At 65.4% G+C, this 26,704-nt stretch carries 27 protein-coding genes and 1 tRNA gene; 12 read left to right on the top strand and 16 right to left on the bottom strand.

Annotated elements, in window-relative coordinates; translation table 11 throughout:
• Positions 1-175 precede the first annotated feature (175 nt).
• From carB to QX051_RS23150, 3 genes are all read right to left on the bottom strand, one after another.
• Positions 176-3,640, bottom strand: a complete 3,465-nt coding sequence (gene carB / locus QX051_RS23160; protein WP_315777724.1) for a carbamoyl-phosphate synthase large subunit — start codon at positions 3,638-3,640, stop codon at positions 176-178.
• A gap of 235 nt (positions 3,641-3,875) precedes the next feature.
• A tRNA-OTHER gene (locus tag QX051_RS23155) sits at positions 3,876-3,952 on the bottom strand.
• A 107-nt stretch (positions 3,953-4,059) separates the two neighbouring features.
• Positions 4,060-4,764, bottom strand: a complete 705-nt coding sequence (locus QX051_RS23150) for a class I SAM-dependent methyltransferase (RefSeq protein WP_315777723.1) — start codon at positions 4,762-4,764, stop codon at positions 4,060-4,062.
• 108 nt (positions 4,765-4,872) lie between these two features.
• On the opposite strand from QX051_RS23150, the gene QX051_RS23145 reads away from it, so the two are divergent.
• Positions 4,873-5,400, top strand: coding sequence for a DNA starvation/stationary phase protection protein (locus QX051_RS23145; protein WP_315717516.1), 528 nt, complete (start codon positions 4,873-4,875; stop codon positions 5,398-5,400).
• Between the two features lie 94 nt (positions 5,401-5,494).
• Here QX051_RS23145 and QX051_RS23140 read toward each other — a convergent pair whose 3' ends face one another.
• The 4 genes from QX051_RS23140 to QX051_RS23125 all read right to left on the bottom strand — a co-directional run bounded on the left by QX051_RS23140 (position 5,495) and on the right by QX051_RS23125 (position 8,230).
• Entirely contained in the window at positions 5,495-6,289 is a 795-nt protein-coding gene (locus tag QX051_RS23140) for a sulfite exporter TauE/SafE family protein (RefSeq protein ID WP_315777722.1), read from the bottom strand.
• Between the two features lie 106 nt (positions 6,290-6,395).
• Entirely contained in the window at positions 6,396-7,289 is an 894-nt protein-coding gene (locus QX051_RS23135; RefSeq protein ID WP_315772347.1) for an MBL fold metallo-hydrolase, read from the bottom strand.
• An 11-nt stretch (positions 7,290-7,300) separates the two neighbouring features.
• Positions 7,301-7,753 carry a DUF6691 family protein gene (locus QX051_RS23130; protein WP_315777721.1) on the bottom strand — a complete coding sequence of 151 codons (453 nt, stop codon included), beginning with the start codon at positions 7,751-7,753 and terminating at the stop codon, positions 7,301-7,303.
• Between the two features lie 6 nt (positions 7,754-7,759).
• Positions 7,760-8,230: a YeeE/YedE family protein gene (locus tag QX051_RS23125; RefSeq protein ID WP_315777720.1), complete on the bottom strand. Its 471-nt coding sequence runs from the start codon at positions 8,228-8,230 to the stop codon at positions 7,760-7,762.
• 41 nt (positions 8,231-8,271) lie between these two features.
• Here QX051_RS23125 and QX051_RS23120 point away from each other — a divergent pair, with 41 nt between their 5' ends.
• On the top strand, positions 8,272-8,598 hold the full coding sequence (locus QX051_RS23120; protein WP_315758820.1) for a metalloregulator ArsR/SmtB family transcription factor: 327 nt from the start codon (positions 8,272-8,274) through the stop codon (positions 8,596-8,598).
• Here the strand turns inward: QX051_RS23120 and QX051_RS23115 are convergent, their stop codons facing one another.
• The 3 genes from QX051_RS23115 to carA form a co-directional block, all read right to left on the bottom strand.
• Positions 8,599-9,141: a cupin domain-containing protein gene (locus QX051_RS23115; RefSeq protein WP_315777719.1), complete on the bottom strand. Its 543-nt coding sequence runs from the start codon at positions 9,139-9,141 to the stop codon at positions 8,599-8,601.
• 66 nt (positions 9,142-9,207) lie between these two features.
• Positions 9,208-9,699, bottom strand: a complete 492-nt coding sequence (locus QX051_RS23110) for a PaaI family thioesterase (protein WP_315777718.1) — start codon at positions 9,697-9,699, stop codon at positions 9,208-9,210.
• Between the two features lie 147 nt (positions 9,700-9,846).
• Positions 9,847-11,043 carry a glutamine-hydrolyzing carbamoyl-phosphate synthase small subunit gene (gene carA / locus QX051_RS23105; RefSeq protein WP_315777717.1) on the bottom strand — a complete coding sequence of 399 codons (1,197 nt, stop codon included), beginning with the start codon at positions 11,041-11,043 and terminating at the stop codon, positions 9,847-9,849.
• 180 nt (positions 11,044-11,223) lie between these two features.
• On the opposite strand from carA, the gene QX051_RS23100 reads away from it, so the two are divergent.
• The 4 genes from QX051_RS23100 (at position 11,224) to QX051_RS23085 (ending at position 15,027) form a co-directional block, all read left to right on the top strand.
• The gene (locus QX051_RS23100; protein WP_315777716.1) at positions 11,224-11,679 is read left to right on the top strand and encodes a GatB/YqeY domain-containing protein; all 456 of its coding nucleotides are present in this window, start codon (positions 11,224-11,226) and stop codon (positions 11,677-11,679) included.
• Positions 11,680-11,850: 171 nt separating this feature from the next.
• Complete coding sequence (locus QX051_RS23095) at positions 11,851-13,458, top strand: acyl-CoA synthetase (protein WP_315777715.1); 1,608 nt, start codon at positions 11,851-11,853, stop codon at positions 13,456-13,458.
• 283 nt (positions 13,459-13,741) lie between these two features.
• Positions 13,742-14,518, top strand: a complete 777-nt coding sequence (locus QX051_RS23090; RefSeq protein ID WP_315736385.1) for a DUF2189 domain-containing protein — start codon at positions 13,742-13,744, stop codon at positions 14,516-14,518.
• Between the two features lie 86 nt (positions 14,519-14,604).
• Positions 14,605-15,027 (top strand): hypothetical protein, encoded by a 423-nt coding sequence (locus tag QX051_RS23085; RefSeq protein ID WP_315736386.1) that lies wholly within the window; start codon positions 14,605-14,607, stop codon positions 15,025-15,027.
• Between the two features lie 13 nt (positions 15,028-15,040).
• Here the strand turns inward: QX051_RS23085 and QX051_RS23080 are convergent, their stop codons facing one another.
• Genes QX051_RS23080 through QX051_RS23070 form a run of 3 tightly spaced genes read right to left on the bottom strand, consistent with a single transcriptional unit; the run spans position 15,041 to position 16,325 of the window.
• Entirely contained in the window at positions 15,041-15,553 is a 513-nt protein-coding gene (locus QX051_RS23080; protein WP_315777714.1) for an SRPBCC family protein, read from the bottom strand.
• Positions 15,554-15,556: 3 nt separating this feature from the next.
• The gene (locus QX051_RS23075) at positions 15,557-16,018 is read right to left on the bottom strand and encodes an SRPBCC family protein (protein ID WP_315777713.1); all 462 of its coding nucleotides are present in this window, start codon (positions 16,016-16,018) and stop codon (positions 15,557-15,559) included.
• The gene (locus tag QX051_RS23070; RefSeq protein ID WP_315717502.1) at positions 16,011-16,325 is read right to left on the bottom strand and encodes a helix-turn-helix domain-containing protein; all 315 of its coding nucleotides are present in this window, start codon (positions 16,323-16,325) and stop codon (positions 16,011-16,013) included. The genes QX051_RS23075 and QX051_RS23070 overlap by 8 nt, the downstream gene beginning before the upstream one ends.
• Before the next feature lie 131 nt (positions 16,326-16,456).
• Between QX051_RS23070 and QX051_RS23065 the strand changes: the two genes are divergently transcribed.
• Positions 16,457-17,077 (top strand): LysE family translocator, encoded by a 621-nt coding sequence (locus QX051_RS23065; protein ID WP_315736389.1) that lies wholly within the window; start codon positions 16,457-16,459, stop codon positions 17,075-17,077.
• Positions 17,078-17,122: 45 nt separating this feature from the next.
• On the opposite strand, the gene QX051_RS23060 is transcribed toward QX051_RS23065, so the two are convergent.
• On the bottom strand, positions 17,123-17,959 hold the full coding sequence (locus tag QX051_RS23060) for a PhzF family phenazine biosynthesis protein (protein ID WP_315777712.1): 837 nt from the start codon (positions 17,957-17,959) through the stop codon (positions 17,123-17,125).
• A gap of 25 nt (positions 17,960-17,984) precedes the next feature.
• Complete coding sequence (locus QX051_RS23055; protein WP_315737087.1) at positions 17,985-18,128, bottom strand: hypothetical protein; 144 nt, start codon at positions 18,126-18,128, stop codon at positions 17,985-17,987.
• An 86-nt stretch (positions 18,129-18,214) separates the two neighbouring features.
• On the opposite strand from QX051_RS23055, the gene QX051_RS23050 reads away from it, so the two are divergent.
• Positions 18,215-19,624: a PLP-dependent aminotransferase family protein gene (locus tag QX051_RS23050; protein ID WP_315777711.1), complete on the top strand. Its 1,410-nt coding sequence runs from the start codon at positions 18,215-18,217 to the stop codon at positions 19,622-19,624.
• Between the two features lie 4 nt (positions 19,625-19,628).
• Here the strand turns inward: QX051_RS23050 and QX051_RS23045 are convergent, their stop codons facing one another.
• Positions 19,629-20,432, bottom strand: a complete 804-nt coding sequence (locus tag QX051_RS23045) for an N-formylglutamate amidohydrolase (protein WP_315777710.1) — start codon at positions 20,430-20,432, stop codon at positions 19,629-19,631.
• Between the two features lie 203 nt (positions 20,433-20,635).
• Between QX051_RS23045 and QX051_RS23040 the strand changes: the two genes are divergently transcribed.
• From QX051_RS23040 to rpoD, 4 genes are all read left to right on the top strand, one after another.
• A complete protein-coding gene (locus QX051_RS23040) occupies positions 20,636-21,448 on the top strand; it encodes a transglutaminase family protein (protein WP_315736393.1) in 813 nt (270 codons plus the stop codon).
• Positions 21,449-21,507: 59 nt separating this feature from the next.
• Entirely contained in the window at positions 21,508-21,906 is a 399-nt protein-coding gene (locus tag QX051_RS23035) for a gamma-glutamylcyclotransferase family protein (RefSeq protein WP_315777709.1), read from the top strand.
• Between the two features lie 165 nt (positions 21,907-22,071).
• Positions 22,072-24,078 carry a DNA primase gene (gene dnaG / locus QX051_RS23030; protein WP_315777708.1) on the top strand — a complete coding sequence of 669 codons (2,007 nt, stop codon included), beginning with the start codon at positions 22,072-22,074 and terminating at the stop codon, positions 24,076-24,078.
• Positions 24,079-24,490: 412 nt separating this feature from the next.
• Positions 24,491-26,599, top strand: a complete 2,109-nt coding sequence (gene rpoD / locus QX051_RS23025; protein ID WP_315736396.1) for an RNA polymerase sigma factor RpoD — start codon at positions 24,491-24,493, stop codon at positions 26,597-26,599.
• Positions 26,600-26,704: the final 105 nt, after the last annotated feature.

The following is a 26,704-nucleotide window of genomic DNA, read 5'->3' as shown; positions in this document are numbered from 1 at the left end:
CGCGCACGATCAGCAGCTTCAGAATAGGCCTTTGCGGCTCAAAGCAAAGCCTGAAGGCCCGGCAAGACCGTCCCGTCAAAGGCCGGTACAACATCGAACGGGGCGGCGGGTTCCTGAAAGCTTCTATTGCCGATTGTTGCCAACCGCTTAGCGGGCGTTCGCCCGCGCGCTGCGATTAGTTTTCGGAAAAGTAACTCTGCAGGGTGCGGACCTCAAGGTCTCCCCCGAGATAGGCACGGATGCCTTGCGCGGCCGCCACGGCACCCGAAAGAGTGGTGTAATACGGCACTTTATGCAAGAGGGCAGCGCGCCGCAGCGAACGGCTGTCGGCCAGCGCCTGCGGGCCTTCGGTGGTGTTGAAGACCAGCTGGATGTCACCGTTGGTGATGGCGTCCACGATGTGCGGCCGTCCCTCCAGCACCTTGTTGATCTTCTCGGTCGGCACGCCCTGGTCGGTCAGGAAGCGCTGGGTCCCGGATGTCGCCACCACCTTGAAGCCGAGCTCGTGCAGCATCCGCACCACCTCGGTGATGCGCGCCTTGTCGCTTTCACGTACTGACACGAACACCGTGCCTTTGCGCGGCACGCGTGTGCCGCCGCCGAGCTGGCTCTTGGCGAACGCCACGGCGAACGAGCGGTCGATGCCCATCACCTCGCCGGTCGAGCGCATCTCCGGGCCGAGCACGGTGTCGACGCCCGGGAAACGGGCGAACGGGAAGACCGATTCCTTGACGCCGACATGCCTGAGCGCGCGCTTCTTCAGGCCGAAATCGGCGAGCTTCTCGCCGGCCATGATTCGGGCGGCGATCTTGGCGACTGGCGTGCCGACCACCTTGGCGACGAAGGGCACCGTGCGCGAGGCACGCGGATTGACCTCGAGCACGTAGATCGTGCCGTCCTTGATCGCATATTGCACGTTCATCAGGCCGACGACGTCGAGCCCGAGCGCCAGCTCGCGGGTCTGCCGCTCCAGCTCGGCGATGGTCGCCTCGTCGAGCGAATGCGGCGGCAGCGAGCAGGCCGAATCGCCGGAGTGGATGCCGGCCTCCTCGATGTGCTCCATGATGCCGACGATGAAGGTGTCCTTGCCGTCGGAAAGGCAGTCCACGTCGATCTCGGTCGCGTCCGACAGATAGCGATCGAACAGCAGCGGGTTCTTGCCCAGCACCGTGTTGATCTGGCCGGTCTTGTCGTTCGGGTAGCGCGCCTTGACGTCGGCCGGTACCAGCTCGGGCAGGGTGCCGAGCAGGTAGTCGCTGAGTTGGTTGTCCTCGCGGATGATCTGCATCGCGCGGCCGCCGAGCACGTAGGACGGGCGCACCACCAGCGGCAGCCCGAGATCGGCAGCCACCAGGCGGGCCTGCTCGACCGAATAGGCGATGCCGTTCTTCGGCTGCTTCAGATGCAGCTTGTCGAGGACGCGCTTGAAGCGGTCGCGGTCCTCGGCGAGGTCGATGGCCTCCGGCGAGGTGCCGAGGATCGGCACGTCGGCCGCCTCCAGCGCACGCGCCAGCTTCAGCGGCGTCTGGCCGCCGAACTGCACGATGACGCCATGCACCGTGCCGTTCTTGCGCTCGGTCGCGATGATCTCCAGCACGTCCTCGGAGGTCAGCGGCTCGAAATAGAGCCTGTCGGCGGTGTCGTAGTCGGTCGAGACCGTCTCCGGATTGCAGTTGACCATGATGGTCTCAAAGCCGGCGTCGGACAGCGCGAAACAGGCGTGGCAGCAGCAATAGTCGAACTCGATGCCCTGGCCGATCCGGTTCGGACCGCCGCCGAGAATGATCACCTTCTTCTTGTCGGACGGCGCGCTCTCGTCGGCGAGTTGGCCTGCGAACAGCGTTTCGTAGCTCGAATACATGTAGGCGGTGGGCGAAGCGAACTCCGCCGCGCAGGTATCGATGCGCTTGAACGCCGGACGGACGCCCAGCGCCTGCCGCTTGGCCGCGACGTCGGCTTCGGTGGTGTTGGTCAGCACCGCGAGCCGTGCATCCGAGAAGCCCATCGCCTTCAGCGTGCGCATGCCGCTCGCGTTCGGCGGCAGGCCGTGCCGGCGGACCTTGTCCTCCATCTCGACGATGCCGCGCATCTGCGCCAGGAACCACGGGTCGATCTTGCAGGAGTTGAAGATGTCCTCGTTCGACCAGCCCAGCCGCATCGCCTGCGCGACCTGCAGGAGACGGTTCGGCGTGGGCGTGCCGAGCGCAGCCCGGATCGCGTTCTTGTCGTCGCCGCGCCCGAGACCTTCGATCTCGATCTCGTCGAGGCCGGTGAGGCCGGTCTCGAGACCGCGCAGCGCCTTCTGCAGGCTCTCCTGGAAGGTGCGCCCGATCGCCATCACCTCGCCGACAGATTTCATCGAGGTCGTCAGCGTGGTCGAGGCGCCCGGGAATTTCTCGAATGCGAAGCGCGGGATCTTGGTGACGACGTAGTCGATGGTCGGCTCGAACGAGGCCGGGGTCGCGCCGCCGGTGATGTCGTTGGCGATCTCGTCCAGCGTGTAGCCGACCGCGAGCTTGGCCGCGACCTTGGCGATCGGGAAGCCGGTCGCCTTGGAGGCCAGCGCCGAGGAGCGCGATACGCGCGGATTCATCTCGATCACGACCATGCGGCCGTCGGCCGGGTTGACGCCGAACTGCACGTTGGAGCCGCCGGTCTCGACGCCGATCTCGCGCAGCACCGCCAGCGAGGCGTCGCGCATGATCTGGTATTCCTTGTCGGTCAGCGTCAGCGCCGGCGCGACGGTGATCGAGTCGCCGGTGTGCACGCCCATCGGATCGAGGTTCTCGATCGAGCAGACGATGATGCAGTTGTCCTTCTTGTCGCGGACCACCTCCATCTCGTACTCCTTCCACCCGAGCACCGATTCCTCGATCAGCACTTCGTTGGTGGGGGAGGCGTCGAGACCGCGCTCGATGATGTCGAGATATTCTTCCTTGTTGTAGGCGATGCCGCCACCGGTGCCGCCCATCGTAAAGGAGGGACGGATGATCGCGGGCAGGCCGATCTCGGACAGCGCCATCAGCGCCTGTCCCAGCGCATGCTCCTGGTAGCGCTTGCGGCGCTCGTTCTCGCCCAGCGTCCACTGTCGGTCGAGCTCGTCGCGCGCGGCGCCGGACAGCTTCTCGCGCTCGGCGAGATATTTGTCGCGGTACTGCTTCTTCAGCGCGGAGGCGTTGGCGAGACGCGACTTCGGCGTCTGCAGCCCGATCTTCTCCATCGCATTCCGGAACAGCTGGCGGTCCTCGGCCTTGTCGATCGCGTCAGCCGTGGCGCCGATCATCTCGACGTCGAATTTCTCCAGTGTCCCCTGCCGGCGCAACGACAGCGCGCAGTTCAGCGCGGTCTGCCCGCCCATGGTCGGCAGCAGCGCGAAGCCGCCGGGGATGACGTGGCGTTCCTTCTCGATGATCTTGGCGACGATCTCGGGCGTGATCGGCTCGATATAGGTCGCATCGGCCAGCTCCGGATCGGTCATGATCGTGGCCGGATTGGAGTTGACGAGGACGACGCGATAGCCCTCCTCCTTCAGCGCCTTCACCGCCTGCGTACCGGAATAGTCGAATTCGCAGGCCTGGCCGATCACGATCGGACCGGCGCCAATGATCAGGATGGTCGAGATGTCGGTTCGTTTCGGCATTCAAGCTCACGGGCAAGGAACGGGCAGGAATTGGGCACAAAAAAAGGGCGCGCGTATCGCGCGTCCCCGTAAGGCCCAGGCGCGACCAGTGCTCGCGCGCGAGCGGTCTTTAGACCAGTTTCCTCTGAGCGAAAAGGGTTTTGGGCCGAAATCAACGGCCAATTTGGCGGAGAGGGGCGGAGGGGCGCCCTGCCGTCGCTGGCTCGCCGAGCCGAAGCTGCGCAGCAGCGAAGGCTGGAGGCCCGGCCTGGACTTGAACCAGGTTCAAGAGCGTTGCACCGCTCTTCGCGTCGTAGCTTCCGCCACCGGGCCGAGGGTGATCTTACCTCTCACGGCCGCGTGAGCCAGCCCGTGTTTCAGTTAACCCTAATCCAGTTGCTTGATGTTGGCAGTTGCGGCCGGCTGGTCGGCCCACGCGGTCACCCGGTTCCCGTCATCGGCCGAGCCACGAAGGTCATCCGCCAGGGATTGTGGCCGATATTCTTGGGCGCCCGGACGGCGCTGAGGTCGGCCTTCTTCAGTCTCGCCAGGATCTCGGCCTCGCTGTAGTGCTGCAGGCCGACCTTGGTGCGCAGTTGCCGGTAATCCGACAGCGCCGTGGCGACCAGCCCGACCAGGGCATCCTTGAGGAAGCCGTCCCGTGCGGCGAACATCAGCAGCGCGAGCACGTCACGGCCCATGCCAACGTCCGGACGCAGGACGTCGCCGAGAATGAACTTTCCCGACGACTTCAGCAGCCGCCGGATCACGGCAAGGGCCGCGTCGAATTCCGCCTCGCTCATGTACTGCGCCACGGAGTTCATGACGACGAGGTCGATCGAGCCTTCCTGCATGTTGCGCAGCTCGTCCAGCGAGCGCACGCGGATCTTGGTGTTGGGCGCGAAACGCGCGATCAACCGGCCGCGCACGCCCGGCGCCGGCTCGGCCAGGATCAGCGTCATGCATGCGTCGGCGACCTTGGCGGCCGATAAGGCCTCTCCGCAGGAATAGTCGAGAACGACCGCGTCGGGCGAGGGAATATACCCGACGATGTCGCGGGCAATCCCCTGGAAGTGCAGGTCGCGATGCAGCTTGCTCGCATAGATCGTGTGCGTGGAATCGTAATAGTCGATCCAGTCGTCCATGGCGTGTTCCGGCAAACACAGTTCCTTGATCGGAACTGGAGGGGTCAGCGAGCGTTAACGGGTCCGATCACCCGTGTCCATCGCTGCTTCTAACAGGAAGGTTAGGCCGTGAGTAAAGCAAAGACCGACAAGACCGCCCCCGAGCTCGATACCCCGACCGATCTGTCGCCGGACGCCGTAAACAAGATCTCGACAGCTTTGAACACGCTGCTTGCCGACGCCTTTGCGCTCTATCTGAAGACCAAGAACTTCCACTGGCACGTCAGCGGACGGCATTTCCATGACTACCATGAGATGCTGGACGAGCAGTCGGACGCGATCTTTGCCACCACGGACCAACTGGCCGAGCGGGTGCGGAAGCTCGGCGGCACGACGCTGAAATCGATCAGCCAGATCAGCAAGCTGCAGACCATCAAGGACAACAACGAGGAGTATGTGCCGCCGCGCGAGATGCTGCGGGAGTTGATGGAGGACAACAAGCACGTCGCGGCTGCGATGCGGAAGGCGCACGGGCTGTGCGACGACAATGACGATCCGGCCACCGCGGGATTGCTGGAGACCTTCATCGACGAGACCGAACGCCGCACCTGGTTCTTGTTCGAAGCGAGCCGCCAGGAAGGCAGCAACGCGGCATAAGCGGGCCCGCGTTGAGTTGAGCTCCGGGCGCGCTGCGAGGACGTGGGGCGCCCGTCCGGCCTCGATGCCGGCTCCGGCTCATATCCACGCCGCACTATCCGGAGTGGCCGAGTGCCGACCAACTCCGATAGATCATGTAAGCCGCCACCACGAACACCACGGTGGCAAACACCTTGTTCAGGGTGCCGCGCGTACTGGACAGGCGAGCGGCCAGCTTCGCACCGACCATGCCACCGGCGATGCCGGCGACGAGAAAGGTCGCCGCCAGCGCCCAGTCGACCAGTCCCGACAGCGCGTAGTTTGCTGCGGTCGTCAGTCCGAACGCCGTGACGGACACGAGCGAGGAGCCGATCGCGTAGAGGATCGGCATGCCTGTCGCAAACATCAGAGCCGGAACGATCAGGAAGCCGCCGCCGATGCCGAAGAAGCCGGACAGCATTCCCGTGCCGAAGCCGAATGCCACTAGCGGCAACAGATTGTCGCGTGAAAGCTTGACGTCCAGCTGGCTGTCCGTGCCGCGCTTGCGCAGCATCAAGAGGCCGATCACGATCATGACCAGGGCGAACAGCAGCAGCAGCTTCTGGCCGTCAACCATCTTGCCGAGCGTCGAGCCCGCGAAGGCGCCGACCACGCCCGTTGCAGCAAACACCAGCGCGCAACGCCATTTGACGTTGCCGGAGCGGGCATGATTGGCGAGATTGGCCGCCGCGTTGATTGCCACGGCGACCGCGCTCGTGCCGATCGCCACGTGGGGATTGCCGACGCCCACCAGATAGACCATGAGCGGCACGGCCAGCACCGATCCGCCCCCGCCGATCAGGCCGAGCGTGAATCCGACGAAAGAGCCGGACAGCGAGCCGAGCGCAAGCTCGGCAGCGGACAGCGTCATCCTGTGATGCTCCGGAGTGGCATGCCGCGCCGGTGCGCGGACGCTGCCAAATGGGAAAGCCGAGCCGCGACGTCTGCCGCGTGCTCGGCGGGGCGGAGGGGGGGTCTTAGAGCGTGTTGAGCGGCACTTTCAGGAAGCGCCGGCCGTCCTGATCGGGCGTCGGCAGCCGTCCCGCCTTCATGTTCACCTGCAACGAGGGGATGATCAGCTTGGGCATGTCCAAGGTGCGGTCGCGCGCCTCGCGGGCGGCGACGAACTGATCCTCGGTGATGCCGTCGCGGACGTGGATGTTGTGCGCGCGCTGCTCGGCCACTGTCGTTTCCCAGCGAATGTCGCGGCCATTCGGACCGTAGTCGTGGCACATGAACAGCCGCGTCGCGTCAGGCAGCTCCAGCACCCGGCGGATCGAGCGATACAGCGTGCGGGCATCGCCGCCGGGAAAGTCGGCGCGTGCCGAGCCGCCGTCCGGCATGAACAGCGTGTCGCCGACGAAGGCGGCGTCTCCGATCACATGAGTCATGCAGGCCGGCGTGTGCCCCGGCGTATGCATGGCGAAGGCGGTCATTGCGCCGATCCGGTAGGTATCGCCATCATGGAACAGGCGGTCGAACTGGCTGCCGTCGCGCTGAAATTCGGTGCCTTCGTTGAAGATCTTGCCGAACGTTTCCTGCACCATCCTGATATTGGCGCCGATGCCGATCCTGCCGCCCAGCCTTGACTGGATGTAGGGCGCCGCCGACAGATGGTCGGCATGGACATGGGTCTCGATCAGCCAGTCCAGTTGCCAGCCGCGATCCTCGATCAGGCGAATGATCTTGTCGGCGGAATGGGGCGCGATGCGACCCGAGGCATAGTCGATGTCCATGACCGAATCGATCACGGCGCAGGCCCGCGAGCCTGGGTCCTTGACCACGTAGCTGACGGTGTTGGTGGCGGGATCGAAGAACGGTGTGACCTCGGGTTTCACCGACAGGTCGACCGGATGTGGAATGCCGGACATTCAAGCCTCCCTCATTCTGAAGCGACCGCGGCGAGCGAGGGCCGGCGGCTCGCGAGAATGCGGGCTGCGGCCATTCCGATCATCATGGCCGTGACAAACAGGACGATGGTAGGCGAGCCGTAGCCGAGCGCTACGAAGGCCGGGCCCGGGCAGATGCCGGCGAGGCCCCAGCCGATGCCAAAGACGGCAGGGCCGGTTGCGATCCGCCAATCCAGCGTCTGCGAGGATGGCAGGTGGAATTGGTCACCGAGGACGGGACGCCGGCGCCGGAAAACCAATCGAAAGCCGGCGAAGGTGACCCCGACCGCTCCAGCCATCACGAGGATCAGGCTCGGATCCCAGCCGCCGGAGCGGATCGCCGCGAAATCGAGGAAGTTGAGCACCTTCTCCGGATTGGACATGCCCGAGAGCAGCAACCCGAGACCGAAGACGAGGCCGACGATGAACTGGATGAAGATGATCATGGCGTCTCACAGCACGTGGCGAACGAGGAAGGTGGTCGCGACCGCGGTGGCCATGAATATCAGCGTGGCGACGATCGAGCGCGGCGACAGGCTGGCGATGCCGCAGACGCCATGACCCGAGGTGCAGCCGTTGCCCCAGACCGCCCCGAAGCCGACCAGCAGTCCGGCTGCAACCATATCTATCGGACCGACCTCCAGCTTCAGCGGCGGCAGGCTCCCGCTCACGATGCGGACTGCAAGGGCGGCCGCGACCAGCCCTCCTATGAAGGCGAGCCGGCCAGCGAGCGCGCCGTCCCAGGGCGGCAACAGCCGCGCGGCAATGCCGCTGACGCCGGCGATGCGGCCGGTCAGGCCCATCAGCATGACGGCTGCAGCGCCGATGAGGGCGCCGCCTGCGAGCGCCGTAACCGCCGTATACTCCGTGATCATATCGTCCCTTGATTCCCTCGTTGGGCGCATGTTGCAATCGGCTATCATGTGCATTATTGCATATATACGAACTTGAAGAAGTAACAATGATGACAACACAGGCCAGGCGCAAAACCCGCGAGACCATGGTGGCGGCGCTCGACGACAAGGCGGAGGAGGCGGCCGGCCTGCTCGCTGCCATGGCGAATTCGAAGCGCCTCATGGTGCTCTGCAACCTCATCGACGGCGAGCGCGCAGTCGGCGATCTCGCCGAGCAGGTCGGGTTGCGACAGGCGGCGCTGTCGCAGCATCTCGCCAAGATGCGCGCGCTCGATCTCGTCGCCACCCGGCGCGATGGCCAGACCATCTACTATCGGCTGGCGAGCCGCGAGGTCCGCGAGATCCTGCAGACGCTGTATCGGCTGTATTGCGCCTGATCAGCGCGCCTGCTGCCACAGGCGCGTGAGTGGGCCACCCGCGCCGAGCACGGGATCGGTCGCGGGCATCGGCACCTCCGGGATCGTCTTCAATGCGCGCGCGCGGTTTTCCGGCGTCGGCCGCGTGACCTGCATCTTCGGTCCGGGCGGATAGGCGCCGACGATGCAGAAATCGCTGCTGGCAGCGATGCATTGATGCCCAGTGCCGGCCGGCAGGATGGCGACGTCGCCGGGCCTGAGCTCCAGCTCCTGGCCCTGATCGCCGCCGAAGCGGACCCGCGCCGTTCCGCCGGCGACACCCAGCGCCTCATGCACGGTCGCATGATAGTGCACATAGTCGTAGACGCCGTTGCGCCACATGTCGCCCCAGCCATTGGCGGCGAACACGCCCTCGATGTCGGCCGCCGGATCGGCGCCGTCCAGATCGATGACGGCCTTGTAGACCAGGAACGGCATCGGATTATTGGGCACCAGGCCGTCATCCGCGAACACGATGCTGAGCGGTTCGATCGACTTGACGCGGGGCGAGGGGGCGGCAGGCATGGCGACCTCGGAACAAACGGATGGGGCCTCGCCCTATCAACCGGCCCGCGCGGCCGCCGTTCCAGCTCACACCTTGGGCAGTTCGAACACCAGGCAAGTCGTGGTGGCATGCGCCAGCAGGCGTTCTTGCGAATCGACGATGCGTGCCTCGGCGGTCGCGGCGCGGCGTCCGAACGATAGCGTCCTGCCCTCCGTTCTCACGATGCCGGTGGCCTCGGTCATTGCCTTGATGAAGGAGACCTTGAATTCCAGCGTGGTGTAACCGCTGCCCTGCGGGCACATCGTGTGGACGGCGAGCCCCATCGCGGAATCCAGCAGGATCGCGGCGTAGCCGCCATGCACCGAACCGATCGGATTATAATGCCGCAAGGCCGGCACGCTGTGCATGACGACCTGGCCGGGCTCGGCGCTGCAGTCGAACGGCGCGACCGTCTGCATGATCGGCGGCTGCGGCAAAGTCCCGGCAAAGATGCCGCGCACGAAATCGAGCCCGGGCATCGAGGCCAGCGCCGCCAGGGGCACCACGCCGAATTCAGCGCGCGAATCCGTCTCGCTCATATCGTCGATCTCCAATGTATGATGATCATCATATGAATGTGGTGCGAAAAGATCGAGGGCAAAACAGATGCCGGCGATCACAAGATTGCGGACAGAAAAATGCCCGGGACCAGCCCGGGCATTTCGAATCGTGTCCAGCTGCCGACCTCAGGCCGCGCTGCGCTTCTTCTCGCGCATCAGCTCGGCGAAGCGCTGAAACAGATAGTGCGAGTCGCGCGGGCCGGGCGACGCTTCCGGGTGGTACTGCACGGAGAACACCGGCTTGCCCTCGAGCTGGATGCCGCAATTCGAGCCGTCGAACAGCGAGATGTGGGTCTGCGTCGCGCCCGATGGCAGCGTGTCCTGGTCGACCGCGAAGCCATGGTTCATCGAGGTGATCTCGACCTTGCCGGTGGTCTCGTCCTTGACCGGATGATTGGCGCCGTGATGGCCCTGATGCATCTTCTTGGTCTTGGCGCCAACCGCAAGCCCGAGCATCTGATGGCCGAGGCAGATGCCGAAGGTCGGCGTGCCCGACGAAATCACCTGCTGAATGACCGGCACGGCATATTTGCCGGTCGCCGCGGGATCACCCGGTCCGTTCGACAGGAACACGCCGTCCGGCTTCATCGCGAGGATGTCCTCGGCGGGCGTCGTCGCCGGCACTACGGTCACCTTGCAGCCGACGCCGGCGAGCAGGCGCAGGATGTTGCGCTTGATGCCGTAGTCGATCGCGACGACGTTGAATTCCGGATTGGTCTGTTGGCCGAAACCCACGTTCCATACCCAGGGGGTCTCGTCCCAGGTGAAGCGCTGGGCGGAGGTCACCATCGGCACCAGGTCCATGCCCTCCAGGCCCGGCCATTCCCGCGCTTCCTTCTTCAGGGCGTCGAGGTCGAAATTGCCGTCCCTGGCATGCGCGATCACAGCGTTCGGCATGCCCTTGGAGCGGATCAGCGCGGTCAGCGCCCTTGTGTCGATGCCGGACAGCCCGATGATCCCGCGCGCGCGCAGCCACTGGTCGAGATGGCGCGTCGCGCGATAATTTGAGGGGTCGGTGATCGCGGTGCGCAGGATCACCCCGCGCGCGCCCGGCGTCGCCGCCATGTTCACCGTCTCGATATCCTCGTCGTTGGTGCCGACATTGCCGATATGCGGGAAAGTGAAGGTGATGAGCTGGCCGGCATAGGAAGGATCGGTGAGGATCTCCTCGTAGCCGGTCATTGCGGTGTTGAAGCAGACCTCACCCACGGCGTGGCCCTCGGCGCCGAGGCCGTAGCCTTCCAGCACCGTTCCATCGGCGAGCACGAGGAGCGCGGTCGGTTTATGGTCCGGCCAGGCGGCGTCAGTATCGATGTGTGTCATGAGGCCTCTACATAGTGCCCCTGGCGCGCGGCGTCAAAGCGGGAAGCGGCCGATTCACACGCGATATCGGTCAATTTGGCTGGAGTTTCGAGTCATCCGACCGGAACGGATGCGGAACTGTGTTGTTTCGGGTGGGCGAACCGCCTAGACCAGCGCCAATGGATTTGAGAGGGCGAGATCATGCTGCGCGACGACATCAACAATGCGGTCAAGGAGGCGATGAAGGCCAAGGACGAGCGCAAGCTGTCCACCCTTCGCATGGTGAACTCGACCTTGAAGAATGCCGACATCGCGGCGCGCGGCGAAGGCAAGCCGCCCTTGACCGACGCCGACGTGCTCGCCGTGCTGCAGAAGATGATCAAGCAGCGTCAGGAGTCGGTCGAGCTGTATGAAAAGGGCGGCCGCGCCGAACTCGCCGCGGGTGAGCGCGAGGAGATCGCGGTCATCTCGGCCTATCTGCCGAAGCAGATGAGCGACGATGAGGTGAAGTCGGCCATCTCCTCCGCCGTTGCTGAGACCGGCGCCGCCGGCATGAAGGACATGGGCAAGGTGATCGCCGTGCTGAAGGCGAAGTACACGGGACAGATGGATTTTGCCAAGGCGAGCGCACTGGTGAAGGCGGCGCTGTCGGGCTAGGCCGCGCGAAGCGCCGAGCCATCCCCAAATCGTCATGCCCGGGCTTGTCCCGGGCATCCACGTCTTTAAGACTATCATCAAGAGTAAAGACGTGGATGGCCGGGCCGTCGCCGCGCCGGAGGGGCTTCGGCCCCGCAGGCGGGTCTTCGCCCGGCCATGACGGAGAGAACAATGCTCAAGGAAACGTCCGACTACGACCAGCTCACTCGCGACTTCCGCTGGGACATTCCGGCGCAGTTCAACATCGCGGTCGCGACCTGCGATCGCCACGCCGACGGCTCCGCCCGCCTCGCGCTGGTCGTCGTCGAGGAGGACGGCGCCGCCCGGCGCGTCTCATTCGATGAGCTGCGCGATTACTCCTGTCGCTTCGCCAACGTATTGAAGGCCGATGGTCTCGCGCAGGGCGACCGCGTCGCGGTGTTCCTGTCGCAGTCGCTGGAGCTGCCGATCGTCCATCTGGCGGCGTTCCGCGCCGGTCTCGTCTCCGTGCCGCTGTTCACGCTGTTCGGCGAGGACGCGCTGCAATTCCGGCTGCAGAATTCCGGCGCCAAGGTCGTCGTCACCGACGCCACGGGCCTTGCGAAGCTTGCGCGCATTCGCGACCACCTGCCGGAGCTCAAGACGATCTATGTCACTGACGGCGACGGCCTCGGCGCCCGAGCCTTCTGGCCGACGCTGGAGCGCGCCTCGGATCAATTCCCGACTGTCGCCACGTCGAGCGACGACCCTGCCATCATCATCTACACCTCGGGTACGACCGGAAATCCCAAGGGCGCGCTGCACGCCCATCGCGTACTGCTCGGCCACCTGCCCAATGTCGAGATGGTGCACGGCTTCCTGCCGAAGCCCGGCGACGTCATGTGGACGCCGGCGGATTGGGCGTGGATCGGCGGCCTGTTCGACGCGCTGTTTCCCGCATGGTATCACGCGATCCCGGTGATCGGTTATCGCGCCAGGAAATTCGAGCCGCAGGCCGCAATGCAACTGATGGCGGACTACGCCGTCCGCAACGTGTTCCTGCCCCCGACCGCGCTGAAGTTGATGCGCCAGGCCAATGTCAAGCACGAGGGCGTCAAGCTGCGCAGCATCCTCACCGGCGGCGAGTCGCTCGGCGCCGAGCTGCTCGACTGGGTGCGCGCGACCTTCGGCATCGATGCGCACGAGATCTACGGCCAGACCGAATGCAATCTCGTCGTCGGCAACAATGCGAGGCTGTTTCCGATCCGGCCGGGCTCGATGGGCAAGGCGACGCCGGGCTTCCAGGTTCTGATCGTGAACGACAAGGGCGAGGAGCTGCCGCGCGGAGAGAGGGGCATCATCGGCGTGCGCCAGCCCAATCCCTGTACCATGATCGAATACTGGCGCAATCCGGAGGCGACGCAGAAGAAGTTCGCTCGTGACGTGCTGCTGACCGGCGATCTCGGCACCCAGGATGACGACGGCTATTTCTGGTATGCGAGCCGCGAGGACGACGTCATCACGTCGGCCGGCTATCGCATCGGCCCGGCGGAGATCGAGGACACGCTGCTCAAGCACCCGGCAGTCGCGTTGGCGGCCGTCGTCGGCATTCCCGACCCGGTGCGCACCGAGGCCATCAAGGCGTGGATCGTGCTGCGGCCCGGCTTCGTTGCAAATGACACTCTGTCGCGAGACATCCAGGACTTCGTCAAGGTCAAGCTCGCTGCGCATGAATACCCGCGCCACGTTGAATTCACCGACACCCTGCCGATGACGGCGACCGGCAAGGTGCTGAGGCGCGAGTTGCGGGCGCGGGGGTAGGGCGAGCTTGCTGCCGTGCGAGCCCGATGGCGCGGCTTGCGAGGCTCCCCCCGCTCGGTGACGAGCACGAGTCCAACAACATGCGTCGGATGTGGCCGCGCCTGATCCCAGCTCTCGCCCGGTAAGGACGGGGGAGAGGACCTGCGGCGCCGCGCGGCTTCGCATCTCGCCTCACGGGACGCCACGGCTTAGACCCTGTCCGCTGCCTACAAGTTGAAATTGAAATCCTCGCCCTACCGCTGTTAGCATCATCGCCAACAAGAACAGTCAGGAGGGTACGCCGATGACCGCATCCGTCTCGGGACGATCCGATCCCGTGGTGCGCCGCATCACGACGGCCGATATCGCCGAAGCCTTGACGCAAGGCCTCCGTGATTTTCAGGCTCAGCCCATGTTCGGCCTTGCTTTCGGGCTGATCTACGTGCTCGGCGGCATCAGCATCGTGCTGTGCGTCACCGCGTTCGGCATGGTCTACCTGGCCTATCCGCTGGCCGCGGGCTTTGCGCTGATCGGCCCGTTCGTCGCGATCGGTCTCTACGAGGTCAGTCGCCGCCGCGAGCTCGGCCAGCCGATCACCTATGGCGCGATCTGGCGCACGATCACGTCACGCGGCGAGATTGCCTGGATGGCGTTCGTGACGCTATTTTTCTTCATTATCTGGATGTACCAGGTGCGCCTCCTGATCGCGCTGCTGCTCGGGCTCAATGCCTCGTTCTCCAGCATCAAGGAGTTCATGACGGTGGTGCTGACGACCAACGAGGGTCTGCTCTTCCTGGCGATCGGCAATCTCGACGGCGCCGCCCTGTCGCTGGTGCTGTTCTCGCTCACGGTCGTATCGTTTCCGCTGCTGCTGGAGCGCGACGTCGATTTCGTGACGGCGATGATCACCAGCGTGCGCGCGGTCGTGACCAGTCCCGGCCCGATGATCGGCTGGGCCGCCGTCATCACCGTGCTGCTGATCATCTCGGCATTGCCGTACTTCCTGGGGCTGCTGGTCACTGTGCCGGTGCTGGGCCATGCGAGCTGGCATCTGTACCGCCGGATCGTAGCTCCGGCGTAAGGCCAGGACTGCCGCGACGATCGCACGGGTTTGGTTCGAACCGCGGCTCGCCAATGGTCGGCCGGTCCCAATGTCGGAGAAGGATGATGCCGGATAACGTCGCCTTGTTTGCCGCGATCGTCCTATTGCTGCCGATGTTCTATCTGCTGCTGGCCGCGCCGGCGTTCCTGCTGGTGCGGCTCGACATCGTGCCGGTCACCCGGCTCCTGCGCGGCATGTTCGACTCCTACTTCGTGGCGCTTTCGATCGCCGGCGGCATCGGCACACTCGCCGTGCTGGCCGACGGCCGTCCCGTTCTGGGGCTGGGCATTGGCTTGATCGCGGCGTTCGCGCTGGTCTCGCGCCGCTGGTTTCTGCAGCAGATGGACGCGCGCATCCGCGACAGGGATTCCGGCGATACGACGGCCGTGCGCCGGCTGCGGTGGCTGCATTGGGGGGGCATGCTGGGCAATGCGGTCCAGGTCGGCGCCGTCCTCGCCAGCATCCCACAGATCGCCGCGGTGTCGTAGCAGGCCTTGTCGTTTAAGGCACTGCAATCCCCATCGCCTTCAGGGCCGCCAGCATGCGCGTCGGCGGTGTCATCTTCACCGCGAGCGGCTTGCCCGTCTCGAGCACGCTCTTGAGGCTCGACAGGATGGCCGGCCAGCCCTGGCGTCCGCCGGACAGGATGTCGTCGGAGAGCGGCCGCTCGTGCGCTTCAGTCATCGTGAGACGGACGGCGTCGCCGGCCGGTTCGATCTCATAGGTCACGAGCGTGCGGCCCAGTGCCTCGACGAGGCCGGGCCAGTTGACGTCCCACGTGACGATCAGCCGGTGCGGCGGCTCGCAGACGATCACCTGGCTGCTGATGTGTTCGGAGCCGTCCGGCGCGCGCACGATGAAGGCGCCACCCGCCCTCAGCTCGGCTTCAACCGCGAAGCCGAAGAAATATTGCCGGCTGAACTCGGCCGAGGTCAGCGCCTGCCACACCTTCTCAGGGCTGGCGGCGATGTAGATCGTGTAGACGGTGGCGGGCCTGAACTTTGCAAGATCCATCGCTCAGACTCCTTTGCCGAGCGCTGACATCGGGATCGCCAGCGCCGTTCCGGTCTCCAGCAGACTTTTTAGGCCGGACAGGATCGCGGGCCAGCCGTTGGAAACCGCATCGAGCAATCTCCCCGCTCCTTCGAAGCCTTCATGCGTCAGGGTCAGCTTGACGGAGTTGCCGTGCTGTTCGATCGCGAACACGACCTTGGTCGGCTGCTCGTTGCGAAACTCGTCTTTCAGGACGTGCTGGAAAGTGTAGGAGAGCCGGCGTGGCGGATCGAACTCCAGAATCTGGCCGACATCCGTTGTCATCCCGTCGGTCACCAGCGCGAACGGCGAGCCGACGCGCCAGTCGGAATGCAGTTCGGTGCCGAACCAGTAGCGCTTCGCGAATTCGTTTGATGTCAGCGCTTCCCACAATTTCTCGGGCGTCGTCGCGATATACGTGACGTAGACGAATTCGGGCTTACTCATCGCGCTCCTCCAATTGCCGCTTCAACTCGCTGAGCGCGGCGAGCTTGCCGCGCTCGAATTTCTTGATCCAGCGCTCCCCGATGTGATGGATCGGCACCGGATTGAGATAGTGCAGCTTCTCGCGGCCATGCCGGATCGTCGCGACCAGATTGGCCGCTTCCAGAATGGCAAGGTGCTTGGTCACGGCCTGTCGCGTCATCGCGAGGCCGTCGCAGAGCTCGGTCAGGGTTTGCCCGTTCCGCGCGTGGAGCCTGTCGAGCAGGGCGCGTCGTGAGCCGTCCGCAAGCGCCTTGAAGACATCATCCATGTGAGAAAGAATAGGCAACCAATCGGTTGCATGTCAAGAGCGCTGCGGTGTGGATCGCGCGAGGACAAGCGGGCTTCCCTCTGCAGACATGTCGTGCATTAGTGAGCGCCTCATTCGCATCGAGGCGCCTCATGTCCCTGCAAGTCTATCTCGCCTTCGTCGCCGCCTGCATCGGGCTCGCGCTGCTGCCGGGTCCCGTCGTGACGCTGCTGATCGCCAACGGTCTGCGCCACGGGACCCGCGCTGCGCTCATCAATATCGCCGGCGTGCAGACCGGGCTGGCGATCGCGATCGGCATCGTCGCTGTCGGCCTGACGTCGCTGATGGCCACGATGGGCTATTGGTTCGAATGGGTGCGGCTGATCGGTGCGGCCTATCTGGTGTGGCTCGGCATTCAGCTCATCCGCTCGCCGATCGAGGGGATCTCTGCGGGCGAGGCGCCGCCACCGCCGCCGCGCGGCGGCTTTTTCCTGCAGGGGCTGCTGGTGCTGCTCTCGAACCCGAAGGTGATGGTGTTCTTCGGCGCGTTCCTGCCGCAGTTCATGGACATGAGCCGGGATCACGTACCGCAGGTCGGTTTGCTCGGCGTCACCTTCATGTTGATTGCGGGTCTCACCGACGCGATCTATGCGCTGCTCGCGGGCCGTGCGCGAAAACTGTTCTCGGCCAGGCGGACCCGGCTGGTGTCGCGCATCTCCGGCGGTTTCATGATCGGCGGCGGCGTGTGGCTGGCGCTGACGCGAGCGCGGTGAGCACGTGTTTGGCCCCGCGGCCGCATCGCCGTCTGCTGACGCGCCTTACAGGCTGATCGTTCCCTTCACCACCGGCGCGACGTCACCGCCGATCCAGATCGTCTCGCCGTCCTGCGCGACATGGACGCGGCCGGCGCGGCCGAGAACCGTGCCCTGGGAGGCGACATATTGCTTCGGAGCAATTCCGGCTCCGATCAGCCATTGCGCCAGACTTGCATTGAGGCTGCCCGTCACCGGGTCCTCGCCGCCGCCCCACATGAAGCCGCGGACCTCGTAGTCGGCCTCCGGGCCATCCTGCGCCCGATCCCATGGCGCAACCACGCCGATCGGCTGTTGCGGCAGCGCCGCCGGATTGAAGCGGATGTCGAGCAGCGCGCGGCGCGAGTCGATCAGCACGCCGATCCAGCCCGGGCCGTTGTCGACCCACTGCACGGCGCGCACTGTGCTCGATTGGATGCCGAGCGCTGCTGCGATCTTGCTCGTCAGCTCGGCATCGACGGCGCCGGAGCGCCTGAGCGGCGGGGCTGCGAAGGCGAGCCGATCTCCGTCACGCTTGATGCGCACGAGACCCGCGCCGCATTCCTGCACCACATGCTCGCCCTTCGGCCGGCCACCGAGCGCGAGCCATACGTGGCACGAGCCGAGCGTCGGATGGCCCGCAAAAGGCAGCTCGCGCTGCGGGGTGAAGATGCGCACGCGATAATCAGCGCCCGGATTCTGAGCGCGTGACAGGAAGGTCGTCTCGGACAGATTGGTCCAGTTGGCGATCGCCCGCATCGCCGCGTCGTCGAGGCCGTCGGCCTCGGCGATCACGGCAAGCGGGTTGCCCTTGAAGGCGACCTTGGAGAACACGTCGACTTGATGGAACGGAAGCATCGGCATGGCTGTGTCCTCCCAGGTCTCGTTTTCAGTCGCGCCAGAACGGCTTGTTGGCCTCTTCCTGGACGATCGCCGGATCAAGGCCGCAATCACGCATCTGTTCGCGATCGAGCATCGCCAGTTCGGACCGCCAGAACAGGCGCTGCAGCCAGAGTTGCGGCACCCCGAGCAAATTGCTCTTTCCGTGGGCAACTTGCGGAGTTGCCCAACGCTGCGCCAGGGAATATGCCATGAGTCACCTATTGCTCTTCAATTGCGTTGTTCGAAGAGCAATCGCGCAGTACATATCTCGGTGCAATCGAAACATTGCTCTCGGTGCAATATAGCATGAATGCTTCGTATACGGTCCTGGTGGACAACATCGCCGAGGACATCGCCAACGGCAGGCTGAAGGCCGGCGACCGGCTGCCGCCGCAGCGCCAGTTTGCCTACGAGCGCGGAATTGCCGCCTCCACGGCAGCCCGTGTCTATGCCGAATTGTTGCGCAGGGGCCTGGTCGTGGGCGAGGTCGGGCGCGGCACTTTCGTCGCAGGAGAGGCGGTGCCGGTGCCGTCCTCGCTGCGGCTGGAGCCGTTCGACGGCCGCATCGATCTCGAGTTCAATTTTCCGACACTGCCCGACCAGGCGGCCATGATCGCGAAATCGATGGCGGTCTGGCAGCGGCCGGAGAAGCTCGCGCCGGTGCTGGCGCCGATCACGCAGCGCCGGCTGGCCGAGGCCGGGCGCACCGCCGCGGCCTTCTTCGCGAGCGAGCGCTGGCGCCCGCGCGCGGAGAACTTTGTCTTCGCCGGCAGCGGACGGCAGTCGCTGGCTGCGGCGATCTCGGCGCTGGTGCCGGTCGGTGGCCGGCTCGGCGTCGAGGCCGTGACCTATCCGATGATCAAGGGCATCGCGGCGCGGCTCGGCGTGACCCTGGTGCCGCTCGCGATGGACGGCGAGGGCGTCCGCCCGGACGCGCTGACCAAGGCGCATCGCAGCAGTGCGCTCAACGCGATCTACATCCAGCCGGTGATGCAGAATCCGCTCGGCCTGACGATGAGCGAGGCGAGGCGCGAGGAGATCGTGCGTCTGGTGCGCAAGCACGAGCTGATGATCATCGAGGATCTGGTCTACGGCTTCCTCAGCGATCAGGTCTCGCTGGCGACGCAGGCCGAGGAGCGCGTCGTCGTGGTCGACAGCCTTGCCAAGCGGCTGGCGCCGGGCATCGCCGTCGGCTTCCTGTACGTCCCCTCGACCATGCGCGAAAAATTCGCCGCCACGGTGCGCACCGGGGCGTGGTCGGTGACGTCGCTGGCCCTGGCCGCCGGCATGGGGCTGCTCGCCGACGGCACGGCGGCCGAGATCACCAGGCGCAAGCGTGCCGATGCGCTGGTGCGCCAGGCGATCGTCGCCGAGTGCCTCGCCGGTCATCACATCGAGGCTGATCCGCGCTCCTATCATGTCTGGCTGCATCTGCCGGAGGGCTGGCGCGCCGAAGCCTTGACGGCCGCTGCGGCCCGCGCCGGCATCGCGATCACGCCGGCGAGCGCGTTTGCGGTGGCGCATGGCCATTCACCGAATGCGGTGCGGCTCGCGCTCGGCCTGCCGAGCCATGACGATCTGCGCACGGCGCTGTGGCGGCTCGCGGGCCTGCTCGCGCATCACGACGCCTCCGACATGACGGAGTAGCGGACTACGCGAGACCCTTGCTGCGCAGTTCGACCTCGATCTCGCCGAGAATGCGGATCAGCCGCTCGGCCCAGCGCTGCTGGCCCTCGGGCTCGGCGATTTCGTTCTGACGAATCTCGATGCCGGAATTGATCAGCCCGCGCGCCTCGCCATGCACGGGGATGGTGTAGTCGGTGCCGTCGCCGACCGCATAGGGCTGGTTGTCGCCCACCACGAGATCGGGCTCGGCCCGCAGCGCCTTCAACAGCAGCGGCGGCAGCACCCGGTCGTGCTGGTACAGCGTGCCGATGTGCCAGGGCCGCGCGATGCCGGCATAGACAGGCGTGAAGCTGTGCAGCGAGACGAGGATGGTCGGCCGGCCGGCGGCCTTGCGCGCATCGAGCACGTCAGTGATCCGGTCGTGATAGGGATCGAAGACGACGCGCCGCCGCAGCTCGGCGTCCTCATGCGTCAGGCCCTCATTGCCGGGGATCGTGGTGCGCTCGCTGATCATCGGAATCGAGTTCGGCGCCTTCGGCGATCGGTTGCAGTCGATCACCAGGCGTGAGTAGCGCTGCGCCACCAGATGCGCATCGAGTGCCCGCGATACTTGCTCCGCGACCTCGGCAATGCCGATGTCCCAGGCGATATGCCGCTCGAGTTCGCTTTCGGGCAGGCCGAGATCGCCGAGTGCGCGCGGCAGCAGGCGGCCGTAGTGATCGCACGTGAAGAGCAATGCCGACGCGCCACCGGCGTTGCGCTCGAGCACAGGCGGAACTTCGTCTGGCTGAAGGAGTAGATGAGTGTTGCTCGTGCCGGACACGGTCATGCTGCCTCTCGTTGCTTCATGAAGCGGCAGACCGATCTCGGATTGGGCAGACAGATGAGGATTTGGCCGGCGGACATCATGATGGTCGCCCAAACGATGCTGATTCTGGCGATCATTCACAAGACAGAAGTTCGCAATGGGCCTACGGTCCGGGCTGGATGAGGCTGGCGCATCGTGCCGCCCGAACGAGGCAGGGAGGCTTCATGCTGATCAAGGTTGGATTCGAGATCGCCTATGCGGCCCCGGCGGCGACGCCGATGGTGATCATGCTGTCGATCCATCCGTCGCGCTTTCCGGACATCGTCGGCACCGAGACGATCACGACAGAGCCGAAGGTGCCGATCAAGTTCTACAACGACAGCTTCGGCAATCTCTGTGGGCGCCTGGTGGCGCCGGCCGGCGGGGTCACCTTCCATGGCAGCGCCATCGTCCGCGACAGTGGGCGGCCGGACGCAATCGATCCCGGCGCGCAGCAACTGCCGATCGAACAATTGCCCGATGAGCTTCTGCTGTATCTGATGCCGAGCCGCTATTGCGAGACCGACAAGCTGGCCGAGGTCGCGTGGTCGTTGTTCGGCCGTGCGCCGGCGGGATGGGCGCGCGTGCAGGCGATCTGCGACTTCGTGCACAGCCACGTCACCTTCGGCTATGAGCATGCCCACGCCATGAAGTCGGCGCACGACGTCTATCAGCAGCGCGCCGGCGTCTGCCGCGACTTCGCCCACCTCGCGCTGACCTTCTGCCGCTGCATGGGCATTCCGGCGCGCTATTGCACCGGCTATCTCGGCGACATCGGCGTGCCGCCGGATCCGGTCCCGATGGATTTCTCGGGCTGGTTCGAGGTCTATCTCTCGGGCCGGTGGTACACGTTCGATGCCCGCCACAACGTCCCGCGCATTGGTCGCATCCTGATGGCGACCGGACGGGACGCCGCCGACGTCGCGCTGTCGACCTCGTTTGGCCTGATGACCCTGACCAAATTTCACGTCGTCAGCGACGAGATCATGGCTGCCTGAGCGGAGCAGGGCGCGGCCGGGCGCTTCGCATCACCGGCGATCGCCGCTATAGACGGGCCATGACCACCGATCTGCTCTTCGTCTACGGCACCCTGATGCGTGGCTTCGACCATCCGATGGCGCGGCTGCTGTCGGCCAATGCCGATTTCGTCGCCGAGGCCAGCTGCCGCGGCCGGCTCTACCGCATCCAGCACTATCCCGGCCTAGTGCTGTCGGACAATGCCGCCGATATCGTGCACGGCGAGCTGTTCCGGCTGCGCCAGCCCGAGCCCATGCTGCGCGAGTTCGACATGTACGAGGCCTGCGGCGAGGGTTTTGAGCAGCCGACCGAATATCTGCGCCGGTGCCTCGCCGTGACGCTGGCCGACGGCAGCGTCAGCCAAGCCTGGACCTATGTCTACAACTGGCCGGTGGACGAAGCCGGCCGCATCGTCTCGGGGCGCTTCCTGGCGCCGTGACCCGGTCTCTCCACGCGGTCATTCCGGGCTCGCCCTGCGGGCGCCCCGGAATGACCGGAGGATCGAGCTGGCCTGTGAATAGCCCGGACAAGCCGGAGGAAGTTCACATTTCGTACACGGCTGCCTATATGCCTAGGCCATCACCACAGGACCTCCGCCCCGCTCATGGCCCGCTTCACGCCGGAATTTCTCGATGAGCTGCGCGCCCGGCTTCCGGTCTCGGACGTCGTCGGCAAGCGCGTGAAGCTCAAGAAGGCCGGGCGCGAGTGGAAGGGGCTGTCGCCGTTCCAGCAGGAGAAGACGCCGTCCTTCTACGTCAACGACCAGAAGGGTTTTTATCACGACTTCTCGTCCGGCAAGCACGGCAACATCTTCGACTTCGTGATGGAGACCGAGGGCTGCAGCTTCCCCGAAGCCGTCGAGCGGCTGGCGGGGATCGCCGGCCTGGCGCTGCCGGCGGTGACGCCCGACGCGGCGCGCCAGGAGCGCCAGCGCAAGACGCTGTATGACGTGATGGAGCTGGCGACGAAGTTCTTTTCTGACACGCTGGCGTCCCGTCATGGCGCGCGCGCCCGCGGCTATCTTGCCGATCGCGCGATCCTGCCGCAGACGCAGCTCCAATTCCGGCTTGGCTACGCGCCGCCGGATCGGTTCGGCTTGAAGGAATATCTCGGCGCCCAGGGCGTGCCGGTGGCCGACATGGTCGAGGCGGGATTGCTGGTCGGTGGCGACGACATTCCGGTGCCCTACGACCGCTTCCGCGACCGCGTGATGTTCCCGATCACCGACCTCCGCGGCCGCGTCATCGCCTTCGGCGGCCGCGCGCTGCAGAAGGACGTGCCGGCGAAATATCTCAACTCGCCGGAGACGCCGCTCTTCCACAAGGGCGACAACCTCTACAATCTCCCCAGCGCCCGCCAGGCCGCGCACAATGGCGCGCCGATGATCGTGGTCGAGGGCTATGTCGACGTCATCGCGCTGGTGGCGGCCGGCTTTGCCGGCGCCGTGGCGCCGCTCGGCACCGCGCTCACCGAGAGCCAGCTTTCGCTGATCTGGAAGATGGTCGACGAGCCGATCCTGTGCTTCGACGGCGACCGCGCCGGCCAGAAGGCGGCCTATCGGGCCGCGGACCTTGCTTTGCCGCATCTCAAGCCCGGCAAGAGCCTCCGCTTCGCGCTGCTGCCGGAAGGACAGGATCCCGACGACCTCGTCCGCTCCGGCGGCCGCGGCGCGGTCGAGGAGGTGCTCAAAGTCGCAAAGCCGCTGGCCGAGGTGATCTGGTCGCGCGAGGTCGAGGGCGGCAGCTTCAACACGCCGGAGCGCCGTGCCGCGCTGGAGGCGCGGATCGGCCAGCTCACCGGCGGCATCGCCGACGAGGTGGTACGGCGCTACTACAAGCAGGACCTCAGCGACCGGCTGTACCGGGCCTTCGCCCCGGACGGCGGCCGGGGCTTTGGCCGCGGCTACGGTGCCGAATCAGGACGGCGGTTTGGCCCCCGCAGTCCCGGTTCCGGACAATCGGGGCGGTTATCCACAGGGGGCGGCCGCCGCGGCGGACCGCCGTCCACAGGCCCGGCGATGGCCCGCGGCCCCTACCAGGCGGCCAGCCCGCAGCTCGCCATGAGCCCGATCATGCGCGGCCAGCGCTCGGCGATCTCGCGCCGGGAGGCCCTGATCCTGCAGTGCCTGATCAACCACCCTTGGCTCCTGCACGATCACCTGGAGGAGGTCGCCGCGCTGGAGCTGGCCCATCCCGAGGCGCACAAGCTCCGCGCTGCCGTCATCGCCGCCTTCGCCCACGACCACCACCATTCGCCGGACCCGGACGAGCAGGCCGAGAAGATGCGGGCCGATCTGGAGAAGTCTGGCTTTTCTGAGCTTCTTCAACGGGTTGAGCGGGCGATCACGACCGCGGCGGTGTGGGCGACCAAGTCGGGGGCGGCGCGCGATGACGTTCTTGCGACCTGGCATCAGCTCGTTGCCTTGCATCGGCAATGGCACTCCTTACTTAGGGAATTGAAGGATGCCGAGCTGGCGCTGGGCGAGGAGCCGAGCGAGCCGAACATGGGCTGGTTGAGGGACGTGAAGGCCAGGATGGCCGAGATGGACGGTACCGAAGCGCTGATCGAAGGCTTCGGGGAACTGTCCGGACGTACCAACCGCAACGTGTAGACTGGACGCCCGGCGCCCAGTCTACAGTTGAGCACATTTCGGCCCGGTCCGCCCGCGCGGTATCAGGTCCGCGCGAAAAGACTCGCCAAATCCATGGTTTGGCTGCAAAAACAGGGTTAATCGAAGTTTAAGAGGTCCGGGGCATTTTCTGCAGCAGATGGGTTGGTTTCGCTGTCGGACGCCGCGCCTGCATGTCGGGCGCCGGATTCGATTGCAAAACCGGTATCGCTTTTGCAAGAAACGCGCGCCGGTCCGAAAACGGGACGACACCAGCGACAGACTTCAGGGGGTGGCGACGTTAAAAGTGCGCCGCCCTTTCCGCGTCGAGAACAGTTTGAGTAGAGCAGGCGGGCGCCGCGATGCCAAGGGCGAAGATGCCATGGGCGGAGCGGGCGCGTTTCGGGAGCAATGAATGGCCACGAAGGCAAAGACGCTGCAGGTGAAGGACAAGGAAAAGGACGACAAGGCGGCCGACGCTCCCGAGAAGGACGCCGCCGATGCGCCTTCGCCGTTGCTCGACCTGTCGGACGCCGCCGTCAAGAAGATGATCAAGCAGGCCAAGAAGCGCGGCTTCGTGACCTTTGATCAGCTCAACGAGGTCCTGCCTTCCGACACCACCTCGCCGGAACAGATCGAAGACATCATGTCGATGCTCTCCGACATGGGCATCAACGTGACCGAGGCCGAGGAGGCCGACGACTCCGACGAGAAGGACGACGGCGAGGACGAGACCGACAACGAGCTCGTCGAGATCACCCAGAAGGCCGTCACCGAGGTCAAGAAGTCGGAGCCCGGCGAGCGCACCGATGATCCCGTGCGCATGTATCTGCGCGAGATGGGCACCGTCGAGCTGCTGTCGCGCGAGGGCGAAATCGCCATCGCCAAGCGTATCGAGGCCGGCCGCGAGGCGATGATCGCGGGCCTCTGCGAAAGCCCGCTGACGTTCCAGGCCATCATCATCTGGCGCGACGAGCTCAACGAAGGCAAGATCTTCCTTCGCGACATCATCGATCTCGAAGCCACCTATGCCGGCCCTGAGGCCAAGGGCGGCATGAATCCGCAGATCGCCGCGCCCGTGAATGGCGAGGGCGCTCCGGCCGAGGGCGGCGACGTCCAGGCCGCGGTCGCGCCGCCGGCCGCCCCGCAGCAGCCGACCCCGTTCCGTGCCGCACCGAACGGCGCGCCCGCCGAGGAGAAGGACCCCGGCGAGGCGGCGGCCGAAGCCGACATGGACGACGACGAGTTCGAGAACCAGATGTCGCTCGCCGCCATCGAGGCCGAGCTGAAGCCGAAGGTCGTCGAGACGTTCGACAAGATCGCATCCGAGTACAAGAAGCTGCGCCGCCTGCAGGAGCAGGACATCGCCAACCAGCTGCAGAGCGAGTCGCTGTCGCCGTCGCAGGAGCGCAAGTACAAGAAGCTCAAGGACGAGATCATCGTCGAGGTGAAGTCGCTGCGCCTCAACCAGGCCCGCATCGACTCGCTGGTCGAGCAGCTCTACGACATCAACAAGAAGCTGGTCTCGTTCGAGAGCCGGCTGATGCGCCTGGCCGACTCCCACGGCGTCGCGCGCGAGGACTTCCTGCGCAACTACCAGGGCTCGGAGCTCGATCCGCGCTGGCTCAACCGCGTCTCGAAGCTTTCCGCAAAAGGCTGGAAGAACTTCGTCCATTACGAGAAGGACCGCATCAAGGATCTGCGCCAGGAGGTGCAGGCGATGGCCGCGCTCACCGGTCTCGAGATCGGCGAGTTCCGCAAGATCGTGCACTCGGTGCAGAAGGGCGAGCGCGAGGCCCGTCAGGCCAAGAAGGAGATGGTGGAAGCCAACCTCCGTCTGGTGATCTCGATCGCCAAGAAGTACACCAACCGCGGTCTGCAGTTCCTCGACCTGATCCAGGAAGGCAACATCGGCCTGATGAAGGCGGTCGACAAGTTCGAGTATCGCCGCGGCTACAAGTTCTCAACCTACGCCACCTGGTGGATCCGGCAGGCGATCACCCGCTCGATCGCCGATCAGGCCCGCACCATCCGCATCCCCGTGCACATGATCGAGACGATCAACAAGATCGTCCGCACCTCGCGCCAGATGCTGAACGAGATCGGCCGCGAGCCGACCCCGGAGGAGCTCGCCGAAAAGCTCGGCATGCCGCTCGAGAAGGTGCGCAAGGTCCTGAAGATCGCCAAGGAGCCGCTCTCGCTCGAAACCCCCGTGGGTGACGAGGAGGACTCTCATCTCGGCGACTTCATCGAGGACAAGAACGCGATCCTGCCGATCGACGCCGCGATCCAGTCGAACTTGCGCGAAACCACCACCCGCGTGCTGGCCTCGCTCACCCCGCGCGAGGAACGCGTCCTCCGCATGCGCTTCGGCATCGGCATGAACACCGACCACACGCTGGAAGAAGTCGGCCAGCAGTTCTCGGTGACCCGCGAGCGCATCCGTCAGATCGAAGCGAAGGCGCTGCGGAAGCTGAAGCATCCGAGCCGGTCAAGGAAGCTGCGGAGCTTCTTGGATAACTGATTGACGTTCGATCTTTGTCGTCATTGCCGGGCTTGACCCGGCAATCCATCGAGACATCAACGGCGGGCCGATCGGTCCGCTGTTTTCGTTTGCGCTCGGACGAGC

It is taken from the genome of Bradyrhizobium sp. SZCCHNR1053, from assembly GCF_032381235.1.
Classification (GTDB): domain Bacteria; phylum Pseudomonadota; class Alphaproteobacteria; order Rhizobiales; family Xanthobacteraceae; genus Bradyrhizobium.
The sequence above is the reverse complement of the archived record's forward strand: the minus strand, read 5'-3'. Positions and strand labels throughout refer to the sequence as shown.

What these genes read in the sequence shown, in the direction of transcription:
- carB (WP_315777724.1), bottom strand. Translation starts at nt 3,640, where the DNA reads ATGCCGAAACGAACCGACATCTCGACCATCCTGATCATTGGCGCCGGT.
- QX051_RS23150 (WP_315777723.1), bottom strand. Translation starts at nt 4,764, where the DNA reads ATGGACGACTGGATCGACTATTACGATTCCACGCACACGATCTATGCG.
- QX051_RS23140 (WP_315777722.1), bottom strand. Translation starts at nt 6,289, where the DNA reads ATGACGCTGTCCGCTGCCGAGCTTGCGCTCGGCTCGCTGTCCGGCTCT.
- QX051_RS23135 (WP_315772347.1), bottom strand. Translation starts at nt 7,289, where the DNA reads ATGTCCGGCATTCCACATCCGGTCGACCTGTCGGTGAAACCCGAGGTC.
- QX051_RS23130 (WP_315777721.1), bottom strand. Translation starts at nt 7,753, where the DNA reads ATGATCATCTTCATCCAGTTCATCGTCGGCCTCGTCTTCGGTCTCGGG.
- QX051_RS23125 (WP_315777720.1), bottom strand. Translation starts at nt 8,230, where the DNA reads ATGATAGCCGATTGCAACATGCGCCCAACGAGGGAATCAAGGGACGAT.
- QX051_RS23120 (WP_315758820.1), top strand. Translation starts at nt 8,272, where the DNA reads ATGACAACACAGGCCAGGCGCAAAACCCGCGAGACCATGGTGGCGGCG.
- QX051_RS23115 (WP_315777719.1), bottom strand. Translation starts at nt 9,141, where the DNA reads ATGCCTGCCGCCCCCTCGCCCCGCGTCAAGTCGATCGAACCGCTCAGC.
- QX051_RS23110 (WP_315777718.1), bottom strand. Translation starts at nt 9,699, where the DNA reads ATGAGCGAGACGGATTCGCGCGCTGAATTCGGCGTGGTGCCCCTGGCG.
- carA (WP_315777717.1), bottom strand. Translation starts at nt 11,043, where the DNA reads ATGACACACATCGATACTGACGCCGCCTGGCCGGACCATAAACCGACC.
- QX051_RS23100 (WP_315777716.1), top strand. Translation starts at nt 11,224, where the DNA reads ATGCTGCGCGACGACATCAACAATGCGGTCAAGGAGGCGATGAAGGCC.
- QX051_RS23095 (WP_315777715.1), top strand. Translation starts at nt 11,851, where the DNA reads ATGCTCAAGGAAACGTCCGACTACGACCAGCTCACTCGCGACTTCCGC.
- QX051_RS23090 (WP_315736385.1), top strand. Translation starts at nt 13,742, where the DNA reads ATGACCGCATCCGTCTCGGGACGATCCGATCCCGTGGTGCGCCGCATC.
- QX051_RS23085 (WP_315736386.1), top strand. Translation starts at nt 14,605, where the DNA reads ATGCCGGATAACGTCGCCTTGTTTGCCGCGATCGTCCTATTGCTGCCG.
- QX051_RS23080 (WP_315777714.1), bottom strand. Translation starts at nt 15,553, where the DNA reads ATGGATCTTGCAAAGTTCAGGCCCGCCACCGTCTACACGATCTACATC.
- QX051_RS23075 (WP_315777713.1), bottom strand. Translation starts at nt 16,018, where the DNA reads ATGAGTAAGCCCGAATTCGTCTACGTCACGTATATCGCGACGACGCCC.
- QX051_RS23070 (WP_315717502.1), bottom strand. Translation starts at nt 16,325, where the DNA reads ATGGATGATGTCTTCAAGGCGCTTGCGGACGGCTCACGACGCGCCCTG.
- QX051_RS23065 (WP_315736389.1), top strand. Translation starts at nt 16,457, where the DNA reads ATGTCCCTGCAAGTCTATCTCGCCTTCGTCGCCGCCTGCATCGGGCTC.
- QX051_RS23060 (WP_315777712.1), bottom strand. Translation starts at nt 17,959, where the DNA reads ATGCCGATGCTTCCGTTCCATCAAGTCGACGTGTTCTCCAAGGTCGCC.
- QX051_RS23045 (WP_315777710.1), bottom strand. Translation starts at nt 20,432, where the DNA reads ATGACCGTGTCCGGCACGAGCAACACTCATCTACTCCTTCAGCCAGAC.
- QX051_RS23040 (WP_315736393.1), top strand. Translation starts at nt 20,636, where the DNA reads ATGCTGATCAAGGTTGGATTCGAGATCGCCTATGCGGCCCCGGCGGCG.
- QX051_RS23035 (WP_315777709.1), top strand. Translation starts at nt 21,508, where the DNA reads ATGACCACCGATCTGCTCTTCGTCTACGGCACCCTGATGCGTGGCTTC.
- dnaG (WP_315777708.1), top strand. Translation starts at nt 22,072, where the DNA reads ATGGCCCGCTTCACGCCGGAATTTCTCGATGAGCTGCGCGCCCGGCTT.
- rpoD (WP_315736396.1), top strand. Translation starts at nt 24,491, where the DNA reads ATGGCCACGAAGGCAAAGACGCTGCAGGTGAAGGACAAGGAAAAGGAC.